At 50.2% G+C, this 24,411-nt stretch carries 30 protein-coding genes; 16 read left to right on the top strand and 14 right to left on the bottom strand.

All coding sequences use genetic code 11. The features are described from left to right. Positions 1–55 precede the first annotated feature (55 nt). On the top strand, positions 56–589 hold the full coding sequence (locus IE055_RS00810; protein WP_189398108.1) for a hypothetical protein: 534 nt from the start codon (positions 56–58) through the stop codon (positions 587–589). A gap of 54 nt (positions 590–643) precedes the next feature. Here the strand turns inward: IE055_RS00810 and IE055_RS00805 are convergent, their stop codons facing one another. Continuing rightward, positions 644–1,336 carry a class I SAM-dependent methyltransferase gene (locus IE055_RS00805; RefSeq protein ID WP_189398107.1) on the bottom strand — a complete coding sequence of 231 codons (693 nt, stop codon included), beginning with the start codon at positions 1,334–1,336 and terminating at the stop codon, positions 644–646. A 105-nt stretch (positions 1,337–1,441) separates the two neighbouring features. Here IE055_RS00805 and IE055_RS00800 point away from each other — a divergent pair, with 105 nt between their 5' ends. Beyond that, positions 1,442–1,861 (top strand): GFA family protein, encoded by a 420-nt coding sequence (locus IE055_RS00800; protein ID WP_189398106.1) that lies wholly within the window; start codon positions 1,442–1,444, stop codon positions 1,859–1,861. A 19-nt stretch (positions 1,862–1,880) separates the two neighbouring features. Here IE055_RS00800 and IE055_RS00795 read toward each other — a convergent pair whose 3' ends face one another. After that, positions 1,881–2,201 carry a hypothetical protein gene (locus IE055_RS00795; RefSeq protein WP_189398105.1) on the bottom strand — a complete coding sequence of 107 codons (321 nt, stop codon included), beginning with the start codon at positions 2,199–2,201 and terminating at the stop codon, positions 1,881–1,883. 345 nt (positions 2,202–2,546) lie between these two features. Beyond that, complete coding sequence (locus IE055_RS00790; RefSeq protein ID WP_189398104.1) at positions 2,547–2,723, bottom strand: hypothetical protein; 177 nt, start codon at positions 2,721–2,723, stop codon at positions 2,547–2,549. A gap of 156 nt (positions 2,724–2,879) precedes the next feature. On the opposite strand from IE055_RS00790, the gene IE055_RS00785 reads away from it, so the two are divergent. The 6 genes from IE055_RS00785 to IE055_RS00760 all read left to right on the top strand — a co-directional run bounded on the left by IE055_RS00785 (position 2,880) and on the right by IE055_RS00760 (position 8,107). Continuing rightward, positions 2,880–4,256, top strand: coding sequence for a YiiX/YebB-like N1pC/P60 family cysteine hydrolase (locus IE055_RS00785; protein ID WP_189398103.1), 1,377 nt, complete (start codon positions 2,880–2,882; stop codon positions 4,254–4,256). A gap of 72 nt (positions 4,257–4,328) precedes the next feature. Beyond that, positions 4,329–5,252: an isopenicillin N synthase family dioxygenase gene (locus tag IE055_RS00780; protein WP_189398102.1), complete on the top strand. Its 924-nt coding sequence runs from the start codon at positions 4,329–4,331 to the stop codon at positions 5,250–5,252. After that, positions 5,249–6,127 carry a ribokinase gene (locus IE055_RS00775; RefSeq protein WP_229794058.1) on the top strand — a complete coding sequence of 293 codons (879 nt, stop codon included), beginning with the start codon at positions 5,249–5,251 and terminating at the stop codon, positions 6,125–6,127. The genes IE055_RS00780 and IE055_RS00775 overlap by 4 nt, the downstream gene beginning before the upstream one ends. A gap of 9 nt (positions 6,128–6,136) precedes the next feature. Next, positions 6,137–7,108: a nucleoside hydrolase gene (locus tag IE055_RS00770; protein ID WP_189398101.1), complete on the top strand. Its 972-nt coding sequence runs from the start codon at positions 6,137–6,139 to the stop codon at positions 7,106–7,108. A gap of 10 nt (positions 7,109–7,118) precedes the next feature. After that, entirely contained in the window at positions 7,119–7,706 is a 588-nt protein-coding gene (locus IE055_RS00765) for a thymidine kinase (RefSeq protein WP_189398100.1), read from the top strand. A gap of 116 nt (positions 7,707–7,822) precedes the next feature. After that, entirely contained in the window at positions 7,823–8,107 is a 285-nt protein-coding gene (locus tag IE055_RS00760) for a hypothetical protein (protein WP_189398099.1), read from the top strand. Positions 8,108–8,240: 133 nt separating this feature from the next. On the opposite strand, the gene IE055_RS00755 is transcribed toward IE055_RS00760, so the two are convergent. From IE055_RS00755 to IE055_RS00745, 3 genes are all read right to left on the bottom strand, one after another. After that, on the bottom strand, positions 8,241–8,756 hold the full coding sequence (locus IE055_RS00755) for a hemerythrin domain-containing protein (RefSeq protein ID WP_189398098.1): 516 nt from the start codon (positions 8,754–8,756) through the stop codon (positions 8,241–8,243). Positions 8,757–8,943: 187 nt separating this feature from the next. Continuing rightward, a complete protein-coding gene (gene map / locus IE055_RS00750; protein ID WP_189398097.1) occupies positions 8,944–9,717 on the bottom strand; it encodes a type I methionyl aminopeptidase in 774 nt (257 codons plus the stop codon). Further along, on the bottom strand, positions 9,717–9,917 hold the full coding sequence (locus tag IE055_RS00745; protein WP_189398896.1) for a ParD-like family protein: 201 nt from the start codon (positions 9,915–9,917) through the stop codon (positions 9,717–9,719). The genes map and IE055_RS00745 overlap by 1 nt, the downstream gene beginning before the upstream one ends. A gap of 177 nt (positions 9,918–10,094) precedes the next feature. On the opposite strand from IE055_RS00745, the gene IE055_RS00740 reads away from it, so the two are divergent. Beyond that, positions 10,095–10,589 (top strand): hypothetical protein, encoded by a 495-nt coding sequence (locus tag IE055_RS00740; protein ID WP_189398096.1) that lies wholly within the window; start codon positions 10,095–10,097, stop codon positions 10,587–10,589. A gap of 9 nt (positions 10,590–10,598) precedes the next feature. Here the strand turns inward: IE055_RS00740 and IE055_RS00735 are convergent, their stop codons facing one another. Then, on the bottom strand, positions 10,599–11,348 hold the full coding sequence (locus tag IE055_RS00735) for a DUF481 domain-containing protein (RefSeq protein ID WP_189398095.1): 750 nt from the start codon (positions 11,346–11,348) through the stop codon (positions 10,599–10,601). Positions 11,349–11,537: 189 nt separating this feature from the next. On the opposite strand from IE055_RS00735, the gene IE055_RS00730 reads away from it, so the two are divergent. After that, a complete protein-coding gene (locus IE055_RS00730) occupies positions 11,538–11,711 on the top strand; it encodes a hypothetical protein (RefSeq protein ID WP_189398094.1) in 174 nt (57 codons plus the stop codon). Between the two features lie 24 nt (positions 11,712–11,735). Here the strand turns inward: IE055_RS00730 and IE055_RS00725 are convergent, their stop codons facing one another. From IE055_RS00725 to IE055_RS00715, 3 genes are all read right to left on the bottom strand, one after another. Then, the gene (locus IE055_RS00725) at positions 11,736–12,092 is read right to left on the bottom strand and encodes a hypothetical protein (RefSeq protein WP_189398093.1); all 357 of its coding nucleotides are present in this window, start codon (positions 12,090–12,092) and stop codon (positions 11,736–11,738) included. 217 nt (positions 12,093–12,309) lie between these two features. Further along, positions 12,310–12,681, bottom strand: coding sequence for a DUF2753 family protein (locus IE055_RS00720; RefSeq protein ID WP_189398092.1), 372 nt, complete (start codon positions 12,679–12,681; stop codon positions 12,310–12,312). Between the two features lie 214 nt (positions 12,682–12,895). Further along, a complete protein-coding gene (locus tag IE055_RS00715) occupies positions 12,896–14,302 on the bottom strand; it encodes a sugar porter family MFS transporter (RefSeq protein ID WP_189398091.1) in 1,407 nt (468 codons plus the stop codon). Between the two features lie 312 nt (positions 14,303–14,614). Between IE055_RS00715 and IE055_RS00710 the strand changes: the two genes are divergently transcribed. From IE055_RS00710 to IE055_RS00695, 4 genes are all read left to right on the top strand, one after another. Then, positions 14,615–16,702 (top strand): TonB-dependent receptor, encoded by a 2,088-nt coding sequence (locus IE055_RS00710; RefSeq protein ID WP_189398090.1) that lies wholly within the window; start codon positions 14,615–14,617, stop codon positions 16,700–16,702. Positions 16,703–16,784: 82 nt separating this feature from the next. Then, complete coding sequence (locus IE055_RS00705; protein ID WP_189398089.1) at positions 16,785–17,453, top strand: PepSY-associated TM helix domain-containing protein; 669 nt, start codon at positions 16,785–16,787, stop codon at positions 17,451–17,453. Between the two features lie 19 nt (positions 17,454–17,472). Then, positions 17,473–17,979 (top strand): DUF2271 domain-containing protein, encoded by a 507-nt coding sequence (locus IE055_RS00700; RefSeq protein ID WP_189398088.1) that lies wholly within the window; start codon positions 17,473–17,475, stop codon positions 17,977–17,979. 32 nt (positions 17,980–18,011) lie between these two features. Next, positions 18,012–18,872 carry a DUF4198 domain-containing protein gene (locus tag IE055_RS00695; RefSeq protein ID WP_189398087.1) on the top strand — a complete coding sequence of 287 codons (861 nt, stop codon included), beginning with the start codon at positions 18,012–18,014 and terminating at the stop codon, positions 18,870–18,872. Positions 18,873–18,888: 16 nt separating this feature from the next. On the opposite strand, the gene IE055_RS00690 is transcribed toward IE055_RS00695, so the two are convergent. Then, a complete protein-coding gene (locus IE055_RS00690; protein WP_189398086.1) occupies positions 18,889–19,029 on the bottom strand; it encodes a hypothetical protein in 141 nt (46 codons plus the stop codon). A 126-nt stretch (positions 19,030–19,155) separates the two neighbouring features. Next, on the bottom strand, positions 19,156–19,356 hold the full coding sequence (locus tag IE055_RS00685) for a hypothetical protein (protein ID WP_189398085.1): 201 nt from the start codon (positions 19,354–19,356) through the stop codon (positions 19,156–19,158). Positions 19,357–19,697: 341 nt separating this feature from the next. Here IE055_RS00685 and IE055_RS00680 point away from each other — a divergent pair, with 341 nt between their 5' ends. Both IE055_RS00680 and IE055_RS00675 read left to right on the top strand, forming a co-directional pair. Then, a complete protein-coding gene (locus IE055_RS00680) occupies positions 19,698–20,159 on the top strand; it encodes a hypothetical protein (RefSeq protein ID WP_189398084.1) in 462 nt (153 codons plus the stop codon). Positions 20,160–20,394: 235 nt separating this feature from the next. Then, positions 20,395–20,859 carry a hypothetical protein gene (locus IE055_RS00675; RefSeq protein ID WP_189398083.1) on the top strand — a complete coding sequence of 155 codons (465 nt, stop codon included), beginning with the start codon at positions 20,395–20,397 and terminating at the stop codon, positions 20,857–20,859. Here the strand turns inward: IE055_RS00675 and IE055_RS00670 are convergent. Next, complete coding sequence (locus IE055_RS00670) at positions 20,856–23,426, bottom strand: serine/threonine-protein kinase (RefSeq protein ID WP_189398082.1); 2,571 nt, start codon at positions 23,424–23,426, stop codon at positions 20,856–20,858. The two genes, IE055_RS00675 and IE055_RS00670, sit on opposite strands and share 4 nt — an antisense overlap. Next, positions 23,423–24,370, bottom strand: a complete 948-nt coding sequence (locus IE055_RS00665) for an FHA domain-containing protein (RefSeq protein WP_189398081.1) — start codon at positions 24,368–24,370, stop codon at positions 23,423–23,425. Before IE055_RS00665 ends, IE055_RS00670 begins: the two co-directional genes overlap by 4 nt. Positions 24,371–24,411: the final 41 nt, after the last annotated feature.

Raw genomic sequence — 24,411 nt, 5'->3', positions numbered from 1 at the left:
TTACTGCCTGGTAACTATTTACACGGGTGGTCGCAAAGGGTGAGAGATGGTTGTTATGAAGATTGGTAAAGTTATCGCAATCAGTTGGCTGATGCTTCAGCTACTTGGAGGGATCGCTACAGCTCAAGAAAACACCGCACAATTCTCCCTCATAGGGAAAACGGACTCGGAGAAAACCTTGGGTCGACATTACACGGTGAACCGCTACCTAGACGATACGTGCACGAAGCCTAAACGAGGCAGCCGCATGTATCGCGCGAAGTATGTGGATGACGTCGAAGTGTTTGACACGATAGATATTCCTTCATCAGAGCCGTTTATTTTTCAAGTTGATTACGAAGAAAAGCGCCGCGATACCGAACGGTCTTGTTCCGCATCGATTGGTTTCAACCCTGAAGCAGGACGGCGCTACCGCGCTGATTATGACGTGTCTGGTCAGGTTTCGCGTTGTCGAATCACCTTGTATGACGTGACTGAGGGCGAGGTTGAATTGACACCCGAGATTGTGCCGGAAACCATGTGCACTAAACGCGGAGCCAACGGCAATTCTAATGGCGTACCAACACACGCTATGATCGAACGCTTTTAGAATCTAAAACCAGCTCACTAAATTAGTTTCGTGTTTGAGTCTCGAGCCGGTGCGCTACCCAATATTGGACAAGTAAATTCCAACCGAGTTAAATGATTTTGACTCATCCAAATCTGGTACGGTATGACTTTCATAGCGCCCGACGTGCGTCACGCCCGACAACGCTTGCTGGGTAACACGCGAATCGGCAACCACCACTAGGCAGAAAGTCTGTAAAAAGTGACTCAGTAGCGGTAGATTGTCTCGATCATAAAACACATCAGCGACCAACAGCACACACTCTGCAAGATTAACGCCACAATGCTCAATCGCGGTCTCGCATTCGATCTCCAAATCATTAATTGCCGCGTTCAGTTGAGTCACACGCAGAGCGGTTGCATCTAAATCCACACCGAAAACTTGGCTTGCTCCCGCTCGCCGAGCGGCCAAACCCGCGATCCCTGACCCACAACCAAAATCAATCACCATTTTCCCGCGAACCATCACTGGGTTGTCCAAAATATAGCGCGCCAGCACCTGCCCACTGGCCCAACAAAACGCCCAATACGGTGGTGATTCCATAAGGTCTTGGACTTGATCTGCTGACAACAAGTGCTGCGGATAATCGGCACCGAGCAGTGCGAGCTGTATTTCTGACACTGCGGGTAGCGGCGTCACTGTTAATCGAGCACCGGGCACACGTCGGCATAACCCGGCTTCCAACGCCGCCATTTCTCGCTGAATACTGGTTTTTTGCTGGTTTTTCATCATCATTTTAGGCGTACAATTATAATCACCAAACGCTGTGTCGGCGGAACTATGCTATAACTAAGGCGTATCTGATGAGTTAACAATTTCATAAGGAGAGCGAATATGGCAGAGCGATTCAGCGCAAGTGGACAATGTCTATGTCAGTCGGTACGTTTTACCGCCGACACTGTGTCGAAGCACATAGGTGCCTGTCATTGTACGATGTGCCGAACTTGGGGCGGCGCACCTTTTCTGGGGCTCGAATGCGGATCTCAGATCGAGTTTGAAGGCCCGGTCAACACCTACGAATCATCCGACTGGGCAGAACGCGGCTTCTGCAGCAACTGCGGTACGCATCTTTTTTACCGCCTCAAAGACAGCAACAAATACGTGATGCCTGCGGGGTTATTTGACGGTCAAGCCGACCTCGTGTTTGATCATCAAATCTTTATTGATGAAAAGCCTTTTTACTACAGCTTCAGCAATGCCACTCAGACCATGACTGGCGCTGAAGTATTTGCAGCCTACGCGCCCAAAGAGTGAGTCAGCGACGAGCGAAACTTCAGAGACAAAGCGGAACCAATCTCTGATTCGTCTTTATGGGAAAACACAACTCCGCCTCATTGTAGAAGAGCGCGCCGTTCCAAACCCGTTGGCGCAAGACATTGTTAAATGGCTCCCCACAGACGGAATCAGCCGCATACACACCTAACGCTGTATTTTCCCGATATGGCTCAACCTCATCGGCATTCGAGTAAAATAGAGTATGCGAACTGACTATCATGATTCCCTTGGTTTCCAACGGGGCAATGTCGAGTTCCTTCAATGCCAGACGCGTGAGTGCGCCATACCCGTTGGATTCGACGCGGTAGCTTCCCTGCACTTGCCACAACCCGGGATCCAGTTCAGCGCCCTGATAGCTGCCGTCTTTAATGTAGATTTTGAGCTGATGCGTACCGGGAGACTAGTGTAGGCCCAGCGCGGACAATCTGACAGGCTGTTGCTTCACCGCAACATCCAGATAATTACCATTACAGCTGTTGCCAGCCGACATTTGGTGTGTGAACTGATTTGCCTGCACACACTATTGCCGGCAACCTCTGACCTTAGGCCCGCATTCATTCCAACTCTGAACACGACTCGAACTGGCACGGTATAAAACCCATGCCCAGCAAGTACTAAACCCGGTTGGAGCCGAACTTTCATGCTCCGCTGAAGACGGCGAGACTTAATCGGGCCGAAATAGACGCTGAGGTATACGCTCAATGATCTGTTCAGCATACCGCAGGTCAAGTTCAACGCGATGATCCTCACCGATAGCACAGATCATCACCAACTCCAGTTCACGCCCATTCGGCAACGTGCAAATAATAGAATCGTCAACACGACGAAGCGAAATTTTCATACGAACCTCCCTGTTCAATGCGACTATTTTAAGCGCGGTCCAATCTGCATGCCTCACCCATTGGAGTGAATTGCTCGTCTCCGCGACCACGACTATAATGATCCAACGATTGGCGCGACGATCTTCGCCCAGTCCCCAAAATCGCTGCGGACGCCAATGCCCTATTCTGACGACTCACACCAATTACTACGCATCCACCAAGCGATAACGACCCTGGACCAGACGCTTGAGACCCTCCTGCTTGAGGCACCTAAACAAGCGGAGCTTGCGCAGATCATTACCAACGCGCATTTCACCAGTGCGCAAGATGACGCGATCGCTCACTGGTTTGCAGGCTTTATCACCGTGCGACGCAACTTGTTATCGTTGGTCGACATCATTATCAACACCACTGGCGGCCCCAATAAGATTTCTTTGTCACACAGTTACCCGTACTTTGTTCTCGGCTACTCCGCGCTGTGTTCGGTATACCGTATGGACCGATACCTTATAACCAAAGTCGCTCATCACACCATCGTTCAACGCAAATTGAATCAGGCGTTCCCCAGTCATCGAATTGAACGCAAACAGTTCAACGCGATCTACAAATCACTGGTGGACCCGCTCAATGCGTTGCGCATTCATCGTGCCCATCGCACGCTACGAAAACAATATAAGGCCATCCGTATAGCTGTCGAGGATACGCCGATTGAGTTGACCTTCGCTGGACTGAAGAAACAGGAACGATATGTAAATCTAAGTCGCTCAAACTTTCTGTTGAACTGGCTTCGATCTCGGCGTTTGGTGTGGCGACGTCGAGGCGCGTCGGCCAAACAAAAATCGGTATTCACGGTGCTGGAGTACGGCGGTCGCATCGCCTCTGAAATTAGTCTGCCTCGCCCCAAACGCGTTACCCCACAGATCCGTGGTGAGATAGCGGCACTGTTAAAGCCGGGCGACATCCTGGTTACACGTCATCGTCGCGCGCTGACAAATTTGTTCCTGCCTGGTTTCTGGCCGCATGCAGCCTTATACGTTGGCTATGACACCGATCGTACCCGCATGGGTATCGGGATTACTTCAGAAAATGCAGATTATTGGTGCGAGATGAACTGCACACTGGAAGCACTGAAGGATGGGGTTCACTTCAGACCCTTATCCGACACGCTGAGCGTCGATGCCTTCGTTGTGCTGCGTCCGAACTTTACGGAACAACAGGTCGCCGCCGCGCTGCAACGCGCCAGCACCCATCGCGGTAAGGGCTACAACTTCGATTTCGATTTCTTTCGCTCCGATCACTTAGTGTGTACGGAGGTGGTTTATCGCGCGTTTGATGGCTTAGATGGCCGAGAAATGCCATTACAGGAGCGCATGGGACGCAAAACGCTGTCGGCAGAAGACTTATTGGATCTGGCGCTCGATACCGATTGGGCCGACCCCATTGCGATCTTCGGTGTCGATGACAGTCAACAACAGTTGGTAACCGGCACCGAAGTCCGCCGTATTTTGGATTATAGCTACCGCTCAAAGCCAACACGTGAAACGGTGAATTGAGCTAAATTCGCATACCGTTTTATGCCAGTCTACGTTATCCTCTGGCTGTTAAATTGCACCCGATTCACGCATATGAACCAGATTCCAACCCTAGATATTACCGACTTTGAACGGGACCCTGATACCTTTACTCAGGCTTTCAAAGCGGCCTATACCGAGTGGGGCTTTGCCGGCATTACAGGCCATAATATCGAACCCGAACAAATCCGCGCTGCGTTTGATGCTGCGGCAGACTTTTTTGCTTTACCGGTCGATATTAAATCCAAATATGAGACTGACGCCGCCGGTCGCGCCCGAGGCTATGTCCCATTTGGCACCGAGAAAGCCAAAGATGCACAACATGCAGACCTCAAAGAGTTCTATCACGTAGGACGAGAGAACCCCGCAGCGGCACACTTGGCAGACAATGTTTGGCCGAGTGAGATTCCGACGTTTCGCGCTAGCTTTGAGTCATTATTTGCGTCGCTGGATACGTTGGCTCATCGGGTACTCAGCGTATTTGCTCTAAGCCTAGACCTACCGCATGATTATTTTGAATCGCGTGTTGACCAGGGTGAAGCCTTGCTACGTATCCTGCATTATCCGCCCATTACGGATACCGAGATTCCCAATCTGCGTGCAGCAGCGCATGAAGATATTAATCTGCTGACACTCCTGGTCGGCTCTGAGCAGGATGGCCTTGAGGTACTGAGCCGTCGTGGTGACTGGGTTCCGATTAGCATGATCAAGGGGACAATCATCTGCAATGTTGGCGATATGTTGCAGCGACTTACCAATGGTATGCTGCCTTCCACCACGCACCGCGTAGTGAATCCACAAGGTGACAAAGCCCGGGCGAGTCGGTACTCAATTCCGTTTTTCATGCACCCGAACCCGGATACGTCTCTCGCATGCTTGCCGCAGTGCGTTAACGCAGAGAACCCATTACGCTATCCACCAACCACGGCCAGCGAATACCTGAATGAACGACTTAAGCAGATCGGGTTAATCAAGTGAGTGACCTGATCATCAATATCGGTTCGATCAACATTGATTACGTATACCGCGTTCCGCACTTCGTGCAACCAGGTGAAACACTGGCCAGCGAGACCTTTACCTCCGGTCTCGGCGGCAAAGGCGCAAACCAATCAGTCGCCATTGCGGCCGCTGGCGGTCGGGTAAAGCATATCGGCAAGGTCGGATCGACTGATGGCTGGGCCATTGAACAACTCAATCAAGCGGGGGTTGATACTTCTCTGATTGAGACCACATCAGGTGCCAGCGGTCACGCCATCATCCAGGTCGATGCGCAGGGTGAAAACGCCATTGTCTTGCATGCTGGCGCTAACCATCAGTTGAACGTAAATGAACTACGCACCGCCCTGAAAGCGAATCAGGATGCGAAACTACTTCTAATGCAAAACGAGTGCAACCTACTCGCCGAAAGCCTGGAACTGGCACGCGCGATGGGCGTGCCCTGCGCGCTCAACCCAGCCCCGATGACCAGCGACATCAACCACCTTCCACTGGAATCGCTTGATACTTTGATCGTCAACCGTGGCGAAGCGGCGGCATTAGCGGGCACCGAACAAATCAACAAATTAGTCAGCCAATTGCAATCGCGCTTTAAACACACTCGTGTTGTGTTGACGCTCGGTGGGGCTGGCTCGATATTGATACACAAACAACAAGTCTATGAATGCCCGGCCATGGCAACGAAGGTCGTTGATACCACAGGGGCTGGCGACACCTTCGTTGGCTATTTTTTAGCCGGTCTCGTTGCCGGCATGTCAGACCAAGACAGTCTACACCGTGCTTCTCAGGCCGCCGCCATCGCGGTCTCGCGCCCCGGGGCAATTGACGCCATCCCCACCTTGGCAGAACTTAATTAGGAACGACTCATGCCCAAAATCATCTTGGACACCGATCCCGGCATCGATGATGCACAAGCTATCGCGTTTGCGATCGCACACCCTGACATCGAATTACTCGGTCTAACCACTGTATTCGGCAACGCAGAAATAGAAATCACTACGCGTAATGCATTGCATATCTTGGATGTCTTCGGTCAACCACAGGTCCCGGTAGCCCAAGGTGCATCTGACCCGCTACATCAAACACGCTACCCAGCGCCCGACTTCGTTCATGGTACAGATGGCCTAGGCAACATCCACATTACACAACCCAGTTCCGCTCCGGTGTCAGAAAGTGCTGCCGAATTTATAGTTCGAATGGCAAGCGAGAACCCGGGCGAGATTACCTTGGTCGCCATTGGACCACTCACCAATATTGCTCACGCTGTGAGTCTCGACCCGTCGTTGCCAGCGAAGGTCAAATCACTGGTGGTCATGGGCGGTAGCGTGGCGCACCCGGGCAATGTGACCCCGTTGGCCGAAGCTAACTTTTTCAACGATCCACATGCCGCGGATGCGGTGTTCGCACACGATTGGCCAGCCACCATCATCGGATTAGATGTTACGTTGCAAACTGTGTTGCGGGATCAAGACCTTGCGATGATACGCGACGCAGCCGGGCGCGCCGGAAAATTCTTATGGGACACCAGTCGTTTCTATATCGACTTCTATGCCAGCCGCTTGGCGCGCCTCGGCTCGACTGACCGTTCTTGTGCCATGCACGATGCCAGCGCCCTGGTGTACACGGTTCTTCCTGACGCATTTCAGTTGATTGCCGGCCCAACACGCGTCATCAATGACGGTATCGCCGCCGGCCAATTGTCGGTCGATACCCAACAAGAGCCCTATGTACTGCCTGCCTGGACGGATCGACCACTTACTTCAGCCGCAATCGGTGTGGACGCCCCACGCGTACTCGACACATTTTTGAGCGCCATCACCAACCACTCCTTCAACTAGTTGATCGCGCATGGCCAAACTGTATTTCTATTACTCGACTATGAACGCAGGTAAATCCACCACGCTCTTGCAATCGAGTTTTAACTATCAAGAGCGGGGCATGAATACCTTGCTGCTCACAGCGGCATTGGATGATCGTTTCGGTAAAGGCAAAGTCAGCTCACGGATCGGCTTGTCGCAACCGGCGGACTTATTCAGCCCGGATGTCGACCTATTCGAACATGTAGAACGCAAACACAGGGCCAAGGCTATACACTGTCTTCTCGTGGATGAATCACAATTCCTGCGTAAGGATCAAGTCTGGCAGCTGAGCGATGTGTGCGATCGACTGAGTATTCCGGTGCTCTGCTACGGCATCCGCACTGACTTTCAAGGACAATTGTTCGAAGGCAGTAAATGGCTGCTCGCGTGGGCCGATGTATTAGTCGAACTTAAAACCATCTGCCACTGCGGCAGCAAAGCTAATATGGTGGTGCGCGTCAATGAAAAGGGCGAGGCGATCCGGCAAGGGTCACAGGTCGAAATCGGTGGAAATGATCGCTATATCTCACTGTGCAGACGGCATTTTAAACAAGCTTATTTGAGCGACGACAACTAAAAAATACGATTTTAAAATTATTTGAATCCAATCTGAACAGAGTTGCATCTAAGTTTACAGATACACCACAACGGTGATCTTAAACATCAACTTAACTTAATTGGAGAAAGATAATTATGAAACGCATTGTGTTAACCGTAAGTTTGGCGACAAGTTTGTTGTTGAGCAGCCTAGTTCAGGCAAGTGACGCGTCGGTTGCACCATCACCGGCCCGCAAGATCGATACAATCACTGTTGTGTCTCAGGGCGACCCTGCTAATTATGAAGTCTACAGCTTGAATCACACCAAAGCTGCCTTACAGGAATCTGTGGAATTGATGGTAGATACAATCTCAGACCGGGTTCTTTCACGGGACGACGACAACTTCGCTATCGCCGCTAGTGCCGGCTCAGCAATCTAATGATGTGGGCTAAAGTGAGGTGGCTGTCTCTTGATCACGGACAGCCATCACGCCGAAACACCATCACACGCAACGCAGTACAACATCACTAAACACCATGCTCAGGCATGGTGTTTTTTTATTTGCTCGTCACTCAACTGGGACGATAGTTCGGATACACATACGCTTCTTCTTTCTCGATTCGCTGTGTGAGTGCTTCCCCCATCTGCGTCAACCGATCAACAAACACCACGTCATACACCGCGTCAGCTTTGGTCGCCTCCTCCAAAAAACGCATAATCGACCGAGCAATTTTATCCATTTCTGACTTGACCGAAGTCACTGCTTGTTTCGCGCTTGGTTTCTTTGCAGTCTTACGCAGATAAATATACAACGACGTATTCTCTTTAAGCAGGTGATCGACGAACTGCTCTTTGAACTTTAGGAGTAATTTTCGAGTGAGTTCGGTTTTATGATTTTGCGCTGCCGCCAACGCTTTCCAGTACACTGCCATCAATTCTTTGTGTTCCTGCTCTAAGGTTGGGACCAGCGTCGATTTATAGGCAATTCGGGTATTCGGGGCAAAGTTTTCCTGGGATTTGTCCGCCGTCGTGGGCGCAGCGCCTTTGATTTTCTCGGGCGCCAGTCGGTCTAGCAATTTGTCAAACATTGAGCCTGCTCCTGGTTGTGGTTGTCACGTAGGAAAAGTGAGTTACTACGGGCCTCCCAACCAGGTCCGATACTGGACAATATACAACAAACACATGATATTTATGCAAATTTATAAAATAATTTGCAGTAACGACGGCGCCACTCTCCGACTATTATGGACGACCGGTGATAGGCCGTCAGCTTTACTAAATCACTTCGCCTTCGCGCAACGTCAACACTTCAAAACCACTCTGAGTAACAAGAATCGTATGCTCCCATTGGGCAGAAAGCCCCCCGTCCACCGTACGTACCGTCCAACCATCGGACATAGTTCGAGCCCGCGCACTGCCTTGATTGACCATCGGTTCAATCGTGAAGGTCATACCTGGTTTTAATGCCAATCCGGTCCCCGGGCGACCATAGTGCAAGACTTCTGGTGCTTCATGCATATCGCGCCCAATACCGTGCCCACAGTATTCTCGCACCACGCTATACCCAGCTTGTTCTGCGTGTTTCTGGATCGCAAAACCGACATCGCCCAGACAGCTGCCAGGGCGCACTGTTCGAATGCCGCACACCATAGCCTGATACGCGTTCTGAACCAATGAACGTGCCGCGTTCGACGCCTCGGGCATGATATAAGTCTGACTCGAATCCGCGATATAACCACCGTACTCCAGTGTGATGTCAAAATTGACGATGTCCGCTTGACCAAGCACCTCATTCTGACTCGGTATCCCGTGGCAGATCACGTCATTGATCGAGGCATTCAAAGCATACCGATAACCATACTGACCGATACTGGCTGGTCGTGCGTTGAGCTCAGAACAAATATATCCAGTGACGAAATCATTGACCTCCATGGTCGACACACCTGGCTTGACGATCGGCTCCATGGCCTTGAACACGTCTGCCAACATCTGACCAGAACGACGCATAGCGTCAATTTGCGACGCCGACTTTATCTTGACCTTATTCATCACGCCGTCTGTGCTGACGCTAAATCTTCAGTGAGCAAATAGCGCTGCAGTATCTCGTTGTAACTCAAACTAGGATTGGTTTCACACAATTTACCCAGCCGAATCCAAAACTCGGCTTGCGCGTTAATAGAGCGTGACATTGCTTTGCTTGAACTCCGAATATCATCATGCAACTGATCGCTGATTTTTAGAATGCCCATATGTATAACACCGCGAATTATATGATCCATATATATATCATATATAAACTGACAAAGCAGCAAACCAAGTTTGATAGACGCGCCAGTACGTCGACGATGTATGCGATGGAAAATTAATTTATACTCCGTGCACAGGGTCAAGGGTTAATCAATGAGTGAGCACACCAAGTCAAGTCTATGCGGGGACTAAAAACGATAAGCTATTTTAGCGAAGATGCGGATATGACCCGCAAACGGGCGGGTATTCGCGCTGAGCTCAGCGCCAAAGCGTTATCAGACGAGAACTTACGCAGTATGCGTTCATTTCTACGACATATTGAAGCAGGGAACTGGGAACGTGCCGTCAAATATTTGCGCAGACTGTCTAAAAGCAGCCTATTTCTCACCGCGATTGCGCGCGGTGGCTTCGTAATTCGCGACTCTGCCCAACTTAATCGGCGCGAGATCATCAATCGAGTAATCCAGCAAATTAATGCGCGCAATAAGATTCGTTGGCTGCGTACTCTCACCTATCACGGTTACGTAAATCAGGTATCCAGTGCATTATTTACCGAGTTTCGATGCGACAGCTTGGCGGCATTTTTTATCATCAAAAATAACCGCCTACGCATTCATCGCGGCTGGGTTCAAGGTTGGACACCAGAACAAACCGCACGCAAGATGCAACGCTGATCGCGCCGATTACTCAGCCTTCGGTCGCTCACCAAAGTTGTACACCAAACTGAGTAATGACACCGTGTCGGTCTTTTTCGACGTTGGTGCTGGGTCAGTATTGTGCCTTACGATCACCTGTGCTTTGAGAGAAAAACGAGAATTCATCGCCACCAATAAGGCCGCATCACTCTGCGCATAGGTATTGTCCGATCCGATTTCGGTCTTCAGATTCCATTTGAACTTGGTATTGTCCGTCAATTCGGTATTGAACTTGGAACGCAACACCGCCGTTGAACCACTGATATCGATCAGAGTCGGCGCTAACGCAGGGTCTGCGGCCGGAATGATTTCTTCTGTATCACGGTAACCGATACCAATACCCGTTTCCCAGGTTGTACTTTCACGATCGATCAATTTGTAGCTGTAACCCGCTGAGATACTGGACTGCTCGGTAAAACCGTCGAACTGGTCGTCCAAGTAACTGAGGCTCATAAATAGGCTACTACGCTCGCTCAAACTCCGTTCTAGAGTATACGCGGCCTCCAGGCTGTCGGCAGAATCTAGGCCATCGCTCGATGACTGATACACCGCAAGATCGAACTCATTGGACCAGGCAGTGCCTTCCCAGAGGAAATTGAGGCCCAGATTGATGGTTTCACTTTGTGTATTGCCGCTGGCGCGCATATAGCCCGCTTCGCCCTGGCCGGACCAGTCGCCCGCTATAGCCGAACTACTGACTAAGAGCGAACAGAGGATAGATGCAAATTTTCGTAACATGGAATCGCAGTATTGGGTGAAATAAGGGCGCCGATTGTGCTAATAAACACCGCTAGATTCAAGTTGAATCAGGCACTCATTGCTGGTTTTCGTGCATACCGCGTTAAAAACACGTCGATCGCCACTTGATCTAAAGCATGCTTGAGATATTAAAGTTGACGTCACATTCAACGTATTGGAGAAAACCCCATGCAGATAAAACCGACACTGGCAATCCTAGCCAATCGAGCGCGATCACAATCGCAACAACCCGACTCAGAGAAAGATTTAAAACAGGCAGCTCGACCGATGCCTGAGTCCACTCTGCGCATGCCGTGTCTGCAATCGCTCAGTATCTACGGTGTCTGGGCATCAAAACTATAGATACCGTACCCCTTGATAACTTATTTAATGAATGCGTCGGTGATGCGTAATGATATCAACTGCACTTTTGTCAGTCAGTAAATCATGCATCGCCGCCAGCTTACTCGGTGGCAACGACGCTAGAAAGTTTTTACGAATCTCTGAACGCAATCGTTTGTAGATTTCGTGGAGTTGCAGGTGTGTTTTTGTTGCGTCCGCTTGAGCAGCGACTCGCAACAATACGTCATCCGCGTCCACATTAATAATGACGCCACTGTGTCGATAGAGTATCAGCGCGAACTCTGACACCAGTGCCAGTGCTTTAGCAGATAGATGCTTGGTATCCAATTCTTCAATATTCATGATCTCCCAACCCAAACGTAAAATGTGTTGTTGACGCATTGGAACACAAATTGCCACAAACCAATATAGTCTTAACGGACTAGAGCCCGCTCATACTAATGACTAATCATTGCCCGAAGCTTCTTGGTAATTACGTCTAAACTTAGCCCTTTGATACAAGCATAGTGCATAAACTAAACGTTTTCTCCCAGTTGCCGAAGATTGCGCACGGTCCGTGTGCGCAATTGCACTCAATAGTGACTCCAACGTGAATTGTTTAGTGCAAACTGGACAATAAATGACACCGCTTATGCACCATCAACGTGGAGTAAGTGATAATTGAGGCGCGATACAGTGCAGGGTGACGGCCATCGCTGATAGGGGTTGAGGTTACTGCCTTCAAAATAAATGCGTGCACGGACTCGAGGACCTCCCGTGCCGCAGCTACTTCACCACGCTTTTGGTACACATCCGCGATATTGTGATGCGTAACGACAAACGACGAAACCGCCTCTTCCGGTTCGTTCCAGTCGTCAAATAACCACTCTGCCTGGCGTCTGGCCGCCTCATAGCACTGCATCGCTTGATCAAACTTTTGGCCGAAGAAATACTGGTTCCCGCGCTGAATGTGCGTCTTCCACTTTTGCATTGAGCAAATCGTTTGCATAGATATATCGGATCGATCACCAATGAAAAGCAAGAACTAAAACAAGCCAAGGCCGTACTTGCTTCACACCGTTTAGTAAGTCAGATTGTTGGGAAGCCCCTAATCTAACTTAACTCAACACTAAATGCAAACGATTCTCATTTGCAATGATGACAATCATTAACAGCCCGCTGAAACTGACGCTCTAACCAGGGTGCTACCAGAGTTTTTCCATTTCCTCGAGTGTCTTGCCTTTGGTTTCAGGCAGATACTTCCAAACAAAGATAAAGGTCACAATACAAAAGAAGGCAAAGATGAAATACGGCAAAGCACCATTAAAATGTGTGACATTGAGCTCACTGCGATTCACCAACGGGAAGGACGTCGCAACTACGCCATTAAAGAGCCACTGCGCGCCAACGGCAATCGACATCGCCAGACTACGTGCACGATTCGGAAAGATTTCAGACAAAATCACCCAGACCACTGGGCCCATCGACATTGCAAACGAACCAATAAATACCAGAATCGCGACCAGTGAAACCACGCCCATTGACTGCGTGTAAATCGTCACACCCAACACGGTTAGGCCCAACATCATTCCAACGGTGCCAGCGAGAAACAACGGTTTACGACCCCAGTGGTCAACCGTGTAGATCGCCACAAATGTAAACAACAAATTAACTGCACCAAGCCAGAGCTGCTGCTTGAGCGCATCCTGCGGACCGTAGCCCAGTGCGCTACTAAATATCTCGGCACCGTAATACAGGATTGCATTGATGCCGGTCACCTGTTGAAAAATCGATAACATCACACCAATGAACACCGCGAAACCGAGTCCACCAGCCAGTAACACTTTCAAATTAGTGACTTCAGCTTCGTCGAACGAGGCCTTGATTTGCGTCATATGTTGTCCGACGACCGCTGGATCTGGATACACTCGGCTCAAAACCCGTTCTGCGTCATCAAAACGCGACTTCATTGCCAACCAGCGCGGGCTGTGCGGCACGAACAGCAAAGCCACCAGAAACACGCTTGCCGGTAACAACTCCGACCAGAACATCACGCGCCAGCCTCGCTCCAGGTTCGAAGCGTGTACTGCTTGCAGTGCTTCCTGTGACAGCCCTTGCGCATTACCACCACCGATATAATACGTGGCCAGAAAAACGGCGAAAAAACCAAACACGATCGCCAACTGATACAACGACACCATACGCCCACGCAGTCTGGCAGGCGATATTTCTGCGATATACATCGGCGCGGCCATGGAAGCGAAACCGATTCCAACCCCACCAATAACCCGGTATACGATTAACTCGGTTAACGAACCAGCCACACCGGACCCCCAAGCCGACACACAGAACAAGACTGCAGATAAAATCAGCGTAAATTTTCGACTGATTGCCTTAGTTAAATAGCCCGCTACGAGTGCGCCAAATAAACAACCGTACAAGGCACTGCCAACGGCCCAGCCTTGCTCCGACGGCGTCAGTGAAAAATACTCAGTGAAGTACAACTGTGTACCACCGATGACACCGGTATCGAACCCGAATAAAAAGCCACCGATAGCGGCAATGAGCGACACGCGCAAGGTGAAAAACCGATTGGTCTCAGCGTGATTCATTATGAACTGTCTCCTGTGTGATGGATAAAGCGCGATCTTAAGCACGATACACGCCAAAATAATTATTGTTATATCAGGCCAGAATTATACGTCTCAGACTCATCGCAGCAGCGTATTTCTAAGCGTATACCGGAATTTGTACACCGAATACGTATGCATTTGACCGATTCCAATGTTTACCAACCGCATCGATCCGTAAGTTGCACATTTTATCAAGCATAGAAAGGTTGATAATTAAAATGCGAATCATTAGTATTCGCAATAATTAAACCTACTCGGTAAGACTACTAACTTACCTTCGCTCATCATCTTATGAACACAGTACTTAAACCGACCGCACTTTTCATCGCCAGCATCCTAACGTCAACAGTTGCTCTTGCCGACGACAATGGTACCGACCGCCCGATCGAAGAAATCTCGGTGTGGGGAACCGCCGTTCGCGCATCCTCTCTCACCTTACAAGATGACGCTATCGCAATTAGACAGGCAGATCATATCAGCGACCTGCTACGCACGATCCCCGGGGTTGACGTTGGTGGCGCGCACTCGCTAAACCAACGCATTACTATCCGCAGTATGGATGACAAAGATTTACGGATTACCATCGACGGTGCGAATCAAAACACCTATATGTATCACCACATGGGCAATTTACAGATTCATGCCGACATCCTTGAGAAGGTTGACGTGGAAGTCGGCACCAATTCGGTGGTCGATGGTGGGCTTGGCGGTGCAGTGCGCTTTAAAACCAAAAACGCGGCACAACTATTGGAATCAGGTGACACCATTGGTGGACGCATACAAGCAAGCTACGGCGACAATTCTGGTTCCAGTCTGGCGTTTACAGGTTTTGCACAACTGGGTGAAAACTGGGACGTGCTGGCTTACGTCAACCAGGTAGATCGCGACAATTACCAAGTTGGAGGTGGCGAGATTAAGACCTTCCATGGCGACGTGTATCCGGGTACAGACGGCGTCGTACGCGGCTTGGAAGGCGAATTGAGTGACATGTTAATCAAGCTAGGCTGGGATATTACCGGTGAGCAGCGTGTTGAACTGGGTTTTGAAAGCTACCAAGACGAAGGTGATTACAGCTATCGACCAGATATGGGGCTAGCCACCGACCTTGCAATTACCAACTCTCTGCAAATCCCGCTGTTGTGGCCCACGGAGTTTACCCGTGACACCTTAACGTTGAATTATGACCTTACCCTGAGTGATCACACTTCAATTGCGATTGCAGCGTTCACCAACGAAAGCCAGCTACAACGCGATGAATCCGGTTGGGCGCAGAACTCGGCATTTGCCGCCTATGCTGGCCAGGTCACTGGAACTGCAGAAAACCGGGGCTTGAATCTGCTTGCCAGCACTGAACTAGGGTCACACATGCTGACTTACGGTGCAGAACGTATTCGCTATAACACGGAGTATGAGTCAATTTATCTGGTCGGCGGTATCGATCAGTCGAGTGAAACGGCAACCAACACGGCACTCTTCATTCAGGATCGAATACAAATTAGCGACCGCTTTGCTGTGATTCCAGGTGTTCGATATGACCAATATGACGTATCGACCGTGGTGGTGAACGACGAATTCAGCGACACCACATTTAGCATAGCAGGGGAAGTTAACATTACTGACTCGGTGTTGGTCAAACTCAGTACGACGGAACTATTCAAAGGCCCTGAAGTTGGTGAAGTGTTTACTGGCGCGGGCTTATACGACACCGCGAATCCAGGCATCGAGGCCGAGACCGGACGTAATAATGAAATATCACTTGCATACCAAGGCGAGCATTTTAGCGCTGGGGTCACCTTTTTTGACACCGAAATTGATAACTACATTTACGACTATGCACCAACACCAAGCACGGTCGAGGCAGGCTATTGGAAAGACAACATTGGCACCATGCAGTTAGACGGGTATGAAGCGTATGTTGGTTTTGAACAAGGCGGCTTAAATGCGTTGCTTACCTTCTCGCAAGCCGAAAGTGAGTTGGCTGCATTTACCCCATTCGCCACACTGGACGGCGCACGCCTCGATCGCCAGCAAGGTGACACGATCAGCGTCAATCTCGATTACCACTTCGACTCACCGAATCTGACACTGCATTGGGATTTACTGTCCGTCGATAGCGTACCCTCGGGTCTGGACTTAGACGGCGCAACGCTCAATAACAGCAAAGACAAATTTACAGTGCACAATGTTTCTATGCGCTGGACACCGAGCACGCTCGAGTCTGTATCGTTGACGGTTGGTGTCGACAACGTATTCGATGAGTATTACGCCTCTCAGTCGTCTCGAACTGGACTGAGTCTGCATCCACGCTTTGGTGAGTTGTACCTGCAAGACTTTGAACCAGGTCGCAACATTAAGGCAACGTTGAGCTATGCGTTCTAAGCTAGCACCAAACCCCTAAATTATTACGGCCTCCACGAGAGGCCGTTCCCCGTTCGGAATAAACTGAGAGTCAGTTCGTTGCATGCACACAACAACTAAATCTGTATCAACCAGCCCAACCAGACAAGCGTGGGACTGGACCAAATCCGACGTCGCCAAACGCGTGTTCAAAATTGCCCGCTGGCTACACATTTACTTGTCCACCACTGCCTTGGCCATCGTACTGTTCTTCAGCGTGACTGGGTTTACGCTCAATCATGCAAACTGGTTTTCAGGCGCCGCTAAAACAGGCATTGATACCTATACGCTACCCGACGAAATCAGTTCTGCGCTGAGCGACCCTGCCGTGTTTCCGACCGCTTTAGTCACCGAATATTTACGGCGTGAACACGGGCTAAGCCATCCTCGCTCAATCGATCACGACCTAGAGCTGGGCGAAGTCAGCTTAGACTTTCCGTTGCCGGCAGGTTACGCGTTCGTATCCATTCTCGTCCCCGATCAGATAATCGAGATCGAACACCAATCCGGCAACCTCTGGGTATTAATGAATGACCTGCACAAAGGTCGGCATACCGGAGCCGCGTGGTCGACATTCATTGATTTCTCGGCAGTCATTATGACCTTGTTAGCGGTGGCAGGGATCTTAATTCTTTTTCAACTCAAAAAATACCGCAACTGGGGACTGGCGCTGACCATTATTGGCGTTCTAACGCCGCTGATCTGGTATCTGCTTTTCGTCCCCAACTATTAACGCACAGGGTAAGTTTTATATGTCAGCTTTTCGATCTCTTGGTATTGGTGGTGGCAAAACGCTCGCTATCGCCGGTTGTTTAATAAGCGCAATGGCCAGTGCCGAATCCATCTCTTTGTCGGTGACAGTACCCGAACTTGAGGTCGACCCGTATCACCGTCCCTACGTCGCGGTCTGGCTTGAAACGCCGCAACGCAAAGGTGTCGAGGTCATTAGTGTGTGGTATGAACAAGATGAATGGCTCAAGGATTTACGGCAGTGGTGGCGAAAGCTTGGCCGTGCTGACGCCACGGCGTATCAAGGCGTCACTGGCGCAACCCGCAAACCCGGCACGTACACCTACGAGTGGCAAGTGCCCGAGGGAATTACTGCTGGCGACTATGTATTGTGTTTCGAAGCCTCGCGCGAGGCTGGCGGTCGTGACTTTCTACGCCAAACAGTTTACCTCGGTGCCGGTACGCCACAAGCATACCAACTAACCGGCAACTATGAGTTCGGTGAAATCGCTATTTCCATTCAACCCTAGTTCAAACCTAGTTCAACTAATTGAGGCTATTGATGCGCATCTCAACCCCCATACGAATCCTTACTCTGATCGCCGCGACGCTATCGGCAACCCCGGTGCTAGCGCACGGCCGGTATGTCCTTCCCAGTCACACTCTCTTGTCGGGCGAAGAACCACAATCGGTAACACTGAATGCCAGTATCACCAACGACATCTTCCATCCGGATAAACCACTGGGTAATAATGGCGGTGGCAGCGCCAACCCGTTCTTACTAAAAATATTCAGTCATGTGACACCCTATATCACGGGCCCTGACGGCAAAACTCAAGAAGTAATCGAGCTCACCGCGTTTACTCGACAGTCTACCGGCGACGTCACATTGAAAGAAGATGGCACCTATCGCGTAACCATTGAACAAACGCCGACGCAGATGATTTATTTCAAAAACGCGGATGGCTCACCCAATCGGATTATTGGTGAACGTTCCGCGTTACCACCAGGCGCGACCGATATCGAAGCACACCTCATTAGCGCTCGCGTTGAAACCTTTATTACAAATAACGCTCCGACACCACTTGCCAAGCATGCGAGCGGATCTGGCATCGAAATTGGCGGCACCGCGCACCCAAACGATCTATTCGTCGGCGAACCGGCGACATTCCAGTTATTACTGGACGGACAGCCGCTGACAGCAGGCGTTGACGCGCACCTTGAGTTTGGTGGTACACGCCATCGCAATGAACGTAACACGCAAGCGTTCACCACCAACGAGGCTGGTGAAATCACCGTTGAGTTTGCACAAGCTGGTTTTTATCTTTTGGAGGTCGAGGTAAGTGCGCCCGCACCGAAGACGGATAAAGTAAAAGCAAGACACCATTCCTTGTATCTTACGTTAGAGGTATTCCCGCAATAATTAGCGAGGGCGGCACTTATACCGTCATAAACATGCACAAGAACAACGCACTCATCAATAGATTGCCATAGATTCGCGCATGCACGCTGCGGAAAACACCTACGCCGAAGGTCGATTTAAAGTTTTCGAAAAGTTGCAGTTTTATCTTTGTAGCCATGATGGTCCAACCTCAAATTTTACCTGATTTCGCGCCACCAGCTCGGTGGTGCGATCTTATACTTACACTGTAAATCGATGCTAAGATCATCGGTATTACACGCTATTACAGTTCGTTATTTGCCACTCAGTCGAATACCGACAGAGCGCGCCGGGGAGCGGCAACACTAATCGTTTCGACACCATCAAGATGTGCCTGAATACCGCTCAGAGGCCACTTGCTCGCATAAAGTTCAAACGACACAGGCTTGAGTACTAACACCGCCATCGCCAGCCCAAGACCAAACCAAAGGCTGGTTGCAGTACAGGTTTTAAATTTCGTCTTCATTGTTGTTACTCCCCAAGTTCATGCGCGGTTTAGAAACGCCATCCATGGCACCCAACTCCTTTACACCGCCACCCGTGTAAATTATTTCTGATCCAGCCTCATTGTCGCGACGCTGTCTCTTTCGATGAGGTAATGATGCACCTAGAGTGTGCTGAGGCGTATTACACCTTATTACACGCTTCGTAGAACGAACTTGAAAACACGCAGTCATTCAGGTAGGGACTTAAGTAGGGTTACAGAGCGTCGAATCAGTGCTAAGTTGAAGTCCCTGAGGCGACAGACCGAATCGCGCTCAGACTTACTTAACGATCATGTCGAACATAAGGTGAAGGAGGCTATGAATGTCCAAACGGCGTAACTGCGTAACAATAAAAAAAACCCTTGTCTTGAACGAGAGTAATTCTCGAGGTGGGCTGGTTAAAGTAAAACTAAAGCCCAGAAAAAAAAAGGTTAGCAAAGATCCAGTGGTGTATGCAGGAAAGGTAAAATACAAGTGCCAGAACATCGATGTCATCGAAGCGCACTTTTCCAGTACGGATAATAACGTTAACGTGCAAATCCAGTTTAAGATCCCAGCAAGAAAAAATATCTGGTTCACCGGACCAGCCATCAGTGCGACAGGCAAGGACCTGGCCTATATTGAGCAGTCATTATCGAAATCTTGCGCTAGCGAAAAAAATAACTTGCTCACTTTTACCTACACTATGCCCCCGGTTGGAACCAGCATATTGGAGGATATTTATTTTGAGACATCGATCGGTCTTGTTGACCCAGAGAGCGAAGTGGAGCGTGACCCGCACTAGAAACGGCTCTTCAAGGCCTATGATGCGAATGAAGTGTGCTCTGTCTAGGCGTCACCTAGAAAATACTTTCGTTCAATCCGTCTTGATGGCACGGGTAGAACGCAAAATTGACGCCTTGATAGGGTATTACCATCTTGGGGATTGATGCTACTGTAGAAAAATCTTTACGGGGGATGTGAACGGGCAATTAAGCTTATATGAACACCATAAAACTTAGTAACAACGGAGATAATCAATGTCTAACCCTAATGTTAGCGTCGTAGAGAAAAACGACAAAACCTACCTAGTCTTGAATGAATGGGATGGCAGCGGCGGAATCGTCAATGTCACGCTCACCAGAGGCGTTGAAATTTCGTCGAATCCGGTGGTCTACGCGGGCGTCCTGATGTACGGCAGCACGTCGATTGACGTCATCGAAGCCCATTTTTCCAGCGGCATTAACAATGACAATGTGCAATTGGCAATCACCCTTGGCGACTCAGGTAACTATTTCACCGGCAATGCGACGGACTCTGACGGTGCGGTTTTACAGTACATAACGCAAACAATGTCGAAAGCGCCGGGGGCTTCCGTTAATAACCTATTAACCTTCACTTATACAGAGCCACCGGCAGGTACCGACATTTTTAAGGACGTCTACTTTTTAACTCATCTGGGAACTATCGATCCAGGTGACGAAGTCGATCGTGATCCGCATTAATCGGCACAAAGCCCTTCAGTTTCAGGCTGCGTGAGCCGTCTAAAAGACTCATTCACGCAAAGCTTTTTAAACCACGGAAACGTAAACCATACTTTTCCAACTCCGGTTTCTAACGCTTCTTCAACTGCAACAGCTGCCGCTATTTGGTTATCCGACATCGTATAAACAATCGCGGCGGCATATTCAAAATCACTCTGATCAGGAAATTTTTTTGTCGCCGCATTCAAGGTCTTAATCGCCTCGCTGTGATTACCGTTCTGTGCAAACGCTTGAGCACGATCTCTGAATTGCTTGATCGTTGCAGGCGGCGACGTCAAGTCAATCACTGCATCATAATACTGTGCTGCCAGATCCAACTCCTGATTTAACTTGTGCGCATCCGCGATATTCAAGAGGTATGTGGTATTTTGATCGGATATCTCGAGCGCACGTTTGAAGTTGTCGATCGCACCCTGATAGTCGCTGCTGAGCATAAGCGCGACGCCAAGATTTGAGTAATTGGATCCACTCTGATTCGACTTTAGCGCTTGATTGAAATCTCGTATGGCGCTGACCAAATCGCCCTGACGCATTGCGACTGTTCCCCGCAAGCTAAGTGCAAACGAGTAATCCGAGTTCAGTTCAAGCGCGCGATCTACTGCCGCCATCGAAGCAGTATAATTACCAAACGAGTACTCCGAGGTTGCCAAATTGTAAAATGTCTTGGCCGATGGCCGTAACACAGAGTTCTTTCGATCCAACTCCAGCAACCGTTGTGGCTGGTTGCCATAGTACGCCAGATCGGTTTCCAAGTTGATCAACGCGGACTTATCTTTTACCACCTGCTGTGCGAACGCAAAGAGTTCTTCGGCTTCGTCGTGCCGCTCTTGCTGTAATTTTACGTAGATTTTCGCCGCCAGAATGGAAGGGTCTTCATTCAGGGCGTCCGGGGCATAGGCCAAAATTCGTTCCAAACGAGTTAGATGTACGCCATCCCCAGTCACCGTATTCAATCGCTGCGACACGCGTCGTGCCAAGTCGTAAGCCGGTATAAAAAACGGCTGGCGTGCGATCAACTTGTCCAGGGTAATAAGGTGCTCGGGCTTGGCCTGCTTGCCGTTTTCACTGTCGAGAAAGACATCCAGGTAGGTCCGATAAATATCTTCACTCACGGCCATCTCTGAATCGCCTTGCGCGGCTGCAGGATAAAGTGCCAATAGTTCTGCACGCAGTGTGTTACGAATGTCGGTCAGGTTCTGCACCGCAACCGGCCAGCTCCGCTGTTCGGTGACAGCCATCTGAGGACCATCATACTTACGTAATTTCAGGTCACATTTATTTCTGCCACAGTCGGCCAACAGATTCAGAATTGACGTCGCACCTGTAGCCGTCGCTCGTTGTCGATAATCACCTTCCACCGCATCGAATTCCCTGCTTGAAATCAGACCGGTGTCTTGTAGCGACAACACCGCCTGCTCCGCTGTTGTCTGTAGGGTACTCTGAATCAGCGGCATCAGCTCGTCATTAAACTCTGGGTCTGTCGTGATTTCGATCGTGTCGAGCGCCACAAAGTGCACCGTATCGTTAGCACCACTGAATAACGGGGAATACTTAATGATGCCCATGCCAACCACAAAACCAGCGGCCAATAGCGCGCCGCGACTCAGCCAGGCTTTCCAGCGCGGTGCGGCGGAAGGCGTTGGTTGCAATGGAATCAATTGCGTGGTGTCATCAGCTTGCTGCCCTTCTGGCTGCTGCGCATTGCGCAAAAACTCAGCCACTTCAGACGCGGTGTATAAACGGTCTGCGGGCGCTTTGCTTAACAGGTTGGATACCACTTCGCCTAAGCGTAATCCAAGCACTGACTGAGCATCGGACGCCAGCGTGAAAGGTGAGCTCACGATTCGTTCTAACAAGGCAGCTTTATTCGCAGTTTCACCAAATGGGTGACGCCCCACCAAGGCTTGATATATCAACACCGCCAGCGAAAATAAATCTGAACGGGTATCCACGGGTTGCCCGGTGGCCTGCTCCGGCGATAATGAAAAATAACTGCCACTCACGCTCCCAGACCGCACTGCACCGTCTTCAGCCAGATAGTCATCCAATTTTACGCGCGCAATCCCAAAGTCGGCAATTTTAGCCACGTTGTGTTGGGTAATCAGTACGTTGTCGCCCTTCAGGTCACAGTGTGCAATACCTTGCTGATGTGCGTTGGCCAATCCGTCTGCCACTTCCGCCAACCATCGCAACACGACTGCACGCGATGGTGCCTGTTGCAAACGTTGAGTCAAGGTATGACCGCCAACGAACTCAATAACCAGACCTAACATCGAATCTTGCTCTACCACGTCGTACAATTGCACGATATGGGGGCTGTTTAGCTGCGCCAACAGTTTGGCTTCGGCCCGTAGACGTTGTACTAGTCTGGCGGTGGCAGGCTTTGACGTATCCACGCACTTGATGGCAACGTCGCGCTCAAGCTCCGAGTCGCGCGCCAGGTACACCACACTCATGCCACCACGGCCGAGTTCACGCAAAACCTGGTAACGTCCAAGACGCGTTATATGGCTCAATGCGTCACTCATGCGGGGAACTGGTCCTCTCGCACGCCCTCTTTGTAGATTTCAAAGCGAACAATATTGGTGCGCAATGCGCCGCGCCGACGCTCAATAAGTTGTGACTGTCCGGTGACCCCAGGCAAGGCCGATGCAACCTGACGCCGAGCACGAAATATCTGAATATTCATGTGGGTCTCTTCCAGACCTAGTTGTTTGAACAGTAACTGCGTATCTAGCCAACCCGTGTCGGGCGACTCAGTCTGCCGGTGGCGCAGAAGATGTAACAGCAAGTAATGGTGCGACCGCTCACCGAGATCATGGGTAACGCCGTTCTCCATGACGCTCAGTCGCGTGCTTTCTTCATCCTGACTTACGTCGAAACGAAACAACACGTCCGCCAGCGTGGTTTGCTGTGGATTGAATTCCTTAGTGGCGTCGTCTTCGGTGATCAGAAAAAACGTCCAGCGTTTGCCATCGAACTCGATTACATCACCGTGATCAAACGGACCGCTCTCGTCGCCAGATGAGACTGACTCAGCAAACCATTGTTCACGATCCGGGCAGCGGTAGACCGCCAACTCGGGCTTGGCCTCGTTCGGTACTAGGCTGCTCTCTGGTATATCGATGATCTCGTGCATCGCAGCTTGATTGATCAACATTGGCACGGGCGGTGAGGTATCTCGAATCGTGAGTACGGCCTCGCCGACACCGGCAAAGTCAATGGTGTCGCCAACGTTTAACACCACCGACTGCTGCGCGGGAATGATCTTGTCGTTCAACTTAACGCCATTACGTGACACATCCTTGAGCAACCAGTCCGGCTCACGCCATTCGATCACGGCATGAAACTTCGAAACGTAGGCAAAATCCAGTTGAGTATCGACGGTGTCTTTCCGCCGCCCAAAAGTATGGTAATCGCGCAGGTAACGCAGACCGTTACCGCTCGGGCTTTTTAAGTCAAACGATGCCACAGTATTTGTTTGCGAGTAAGTGCTGATTGAAGGTGAACAGC

It is taken from the genome of Arenicella chitinivorans (genome assembly GCF_014651515.1).
Lineage (GTDB): Bacteria > Pseudomonadota > Gammaproteobacteria > Arenicellales > Arenicellaceae > Arenicella > Arenicella chitinivorans.
This window is presented reverse-complemented; position numbering and strand designations above follow the sequence as displayed.

Excerpts from the sequence above, each read along its gene's own strand:
- IE055_RS00810 (WP_189398108.1), top strand. The coding sequence starts at position 56 with ATGAAGATTGGTAAAGTTATCGCAATCAGTTGGCTGATGCTTCAGCTA.
- IE055_RS00805 (WP_189398107.1), bottom strand. The coding sequence starts at position 1,336 with ATGAAAAACCAGCAAAAAACCAGTATTCAGCGAGAAATGGCGGCGTTG.
- IE055_RS00800 (WP_189398106.1), top strand. The coding sequence starts at position 1,442 with ATGGCAGAGCGATTCAGCGCAAGTGGACAATGTCTATGTCAGTCGGTA.
- IE055_RS00790 (WP_189398104.1), bottom strand. The coding sequence starts at position 2,723 with ATGAAAATTTCGCTTCGTCGTGTTGACGATTCTATTATTTGCACGTTG.
- IE055_RS00785 (WP_189398103.1), top strand. The coding sequence starts at position 2,880 with ATGCCCTATTCTGACGACTCACACCAATTACTACGCATCCACCAAGCG.
- IE055_RS00780 (WP_189398102.1), top strand. The coding sequence starts at position 4,329 with ATGAACCAGATTCCAACCCTAGATATTACCGACTTTGAACGGGACCCT.
- IE055_RS00770 (WP_189398101.1), top strand. The coding sequence starts at position 6,137 with ATGCCCAAAATCATCTTGGACACCGATCCCGGCATCGATGATGCACAA.
- IE055_RS00765 (WP_189398100.1), top strand. The coding sequence starts at position 7,119 with ATGGCCAAACTGTATTTCTATTACTCGACTATGAACGCAGGTAAATCC.
- IE055_RS00760 (WP_189398099.1), top strand. The coding sequence starts at position 7,823 with ATGAAACGCATTGTGTTAACCGTAAGTTTGGCGACAAGTTTGTTGTTG.
- IE055_RS00755 (WP_189398098.1), bottom strand. The coding sequence starts at position 8,756 with ATGTTTGACAAATTGCTAGACCGACTGGCGCCCGAGAAAATCAAAGGC.
- map (WP_189398097.1), bottom strand. The coding sequence starts at position 9,717 with ATGAATAAGGTCAAGATAAAGTCGGCGTCGCAAATTGACGCTATGCGT.
- IE055_RS00745 (WP_189398896.1), bottom strand. The coding sequence starts at position 9,917 with ATGGGCATTCTAAAAATCAGCGATCAGTTGCATGATGATATTCGGAGT.
- IE055_RS00740 (WP_189398096.1), top strand. The coding sequence starts at position 10,095 with ATGCGGGGACTAAAAACGATAAGCTATTTTAGCGAAGATGCGGATATG.
- IE055_RS00735 (WP_189398095.1), bottom strand. The coding sequence starts at position 11,348 with ATGTTACGAAAATTTGCATCTATCCTCTGTTCGCTCTTAGTCAGTAGT.
- IE055_RS00730 (WP_189398094.1), top strand. The coding sequence starts at position 11,538 with ATGCAGATAAAACCGACACTGGCAATCCTAGCCAATCGAGCGCGATCA.
- IE055_RS00725 (WP_189398093.1), bottom strand. The coding sequence starts at position 12,092 with ATGCGTCAACAACACATTTTACGTTTGGGTTGGGAGATCATGAATATT.
- IE055_RS00720 (WP_189398092.1), bottom strand. The coding sequence starts at position 12,681 with ATGCAAAAGTGGAAGACGCACATTCAGCGCGGGAACCAGTATTTCTTC.
- IE055_RS00715 (WP_189398091.1), bottom strand. The coding sequence starts at position 14,302 with ATGAATCACGCTGAGACCAATCGGTTTTTCACCTTGCGCGTGTCGCTC.
- IE055_RS00710 (WP_189398090.1), top strand. The coding sequence starts at position 14,615 with ATGAACACAGTACTTAAACCGACCGCACTTTTCATCGCCAGCATCCTA.
- IE055_RS00705 (WP_189398089.1), top strand. The coding sequence starts at position 16,785 with ATGCACACAACAACTAAATCTGTATCAACCAGCCCAACCAGACAAGCG.
- IE055_RS00700 (WP_189398088.1), top strand. The coding sequence starts at position 17,473 with ATGTCAGCTTTTCGATCTCTTGGTATTGGTGGTGGCAAAACGCTCGCT.
- IE055_RS00695 (WP_189398087.1), top strand. The coding sequence starts at position 18,012 with ATGCGCATCTCAACCCCCATACGAATCCTTACTCTGATCGCCGCGACG.
- IE055_RS00690 (WP_189398086.1), bottom strand. The coding sequence starts at position 19,029 with ATGGCTACAAAGATAAAACTGCAACTTTTCGAAAACTTTAAATCGACC.
- IE055_RS00685 (WP_189398085.1), bottom strand. The coding sequence starts at position 19,356 with ATGAAGACGAAATTTAAAACCTGTACTGCAACCAGCCTTTGGTTTGGT.
- IE055_RS00680 (WP_189398084.1), top strand. The coding sequence starts at position 19,698 with ATGTCCAAACGGCGTAACTGCGTAACAATAAAAAAAACCCTTGTCTTG.
- IE055_RS00675 (WP_189398083.1), top strand. The coding sequence starts at position 20,395 with ATGTCTAACCCTAATGTTAGCGTCGTAGAGAAAAACGACAAAACCTAC.
- IE055_RS00670 (WP_189398082.1), bottom strand. The coding sequence starts at position 23,426 with ATGAGTGACGCATTGAGCCATATAACGCGTCTTGGACGTTACCAGGTT.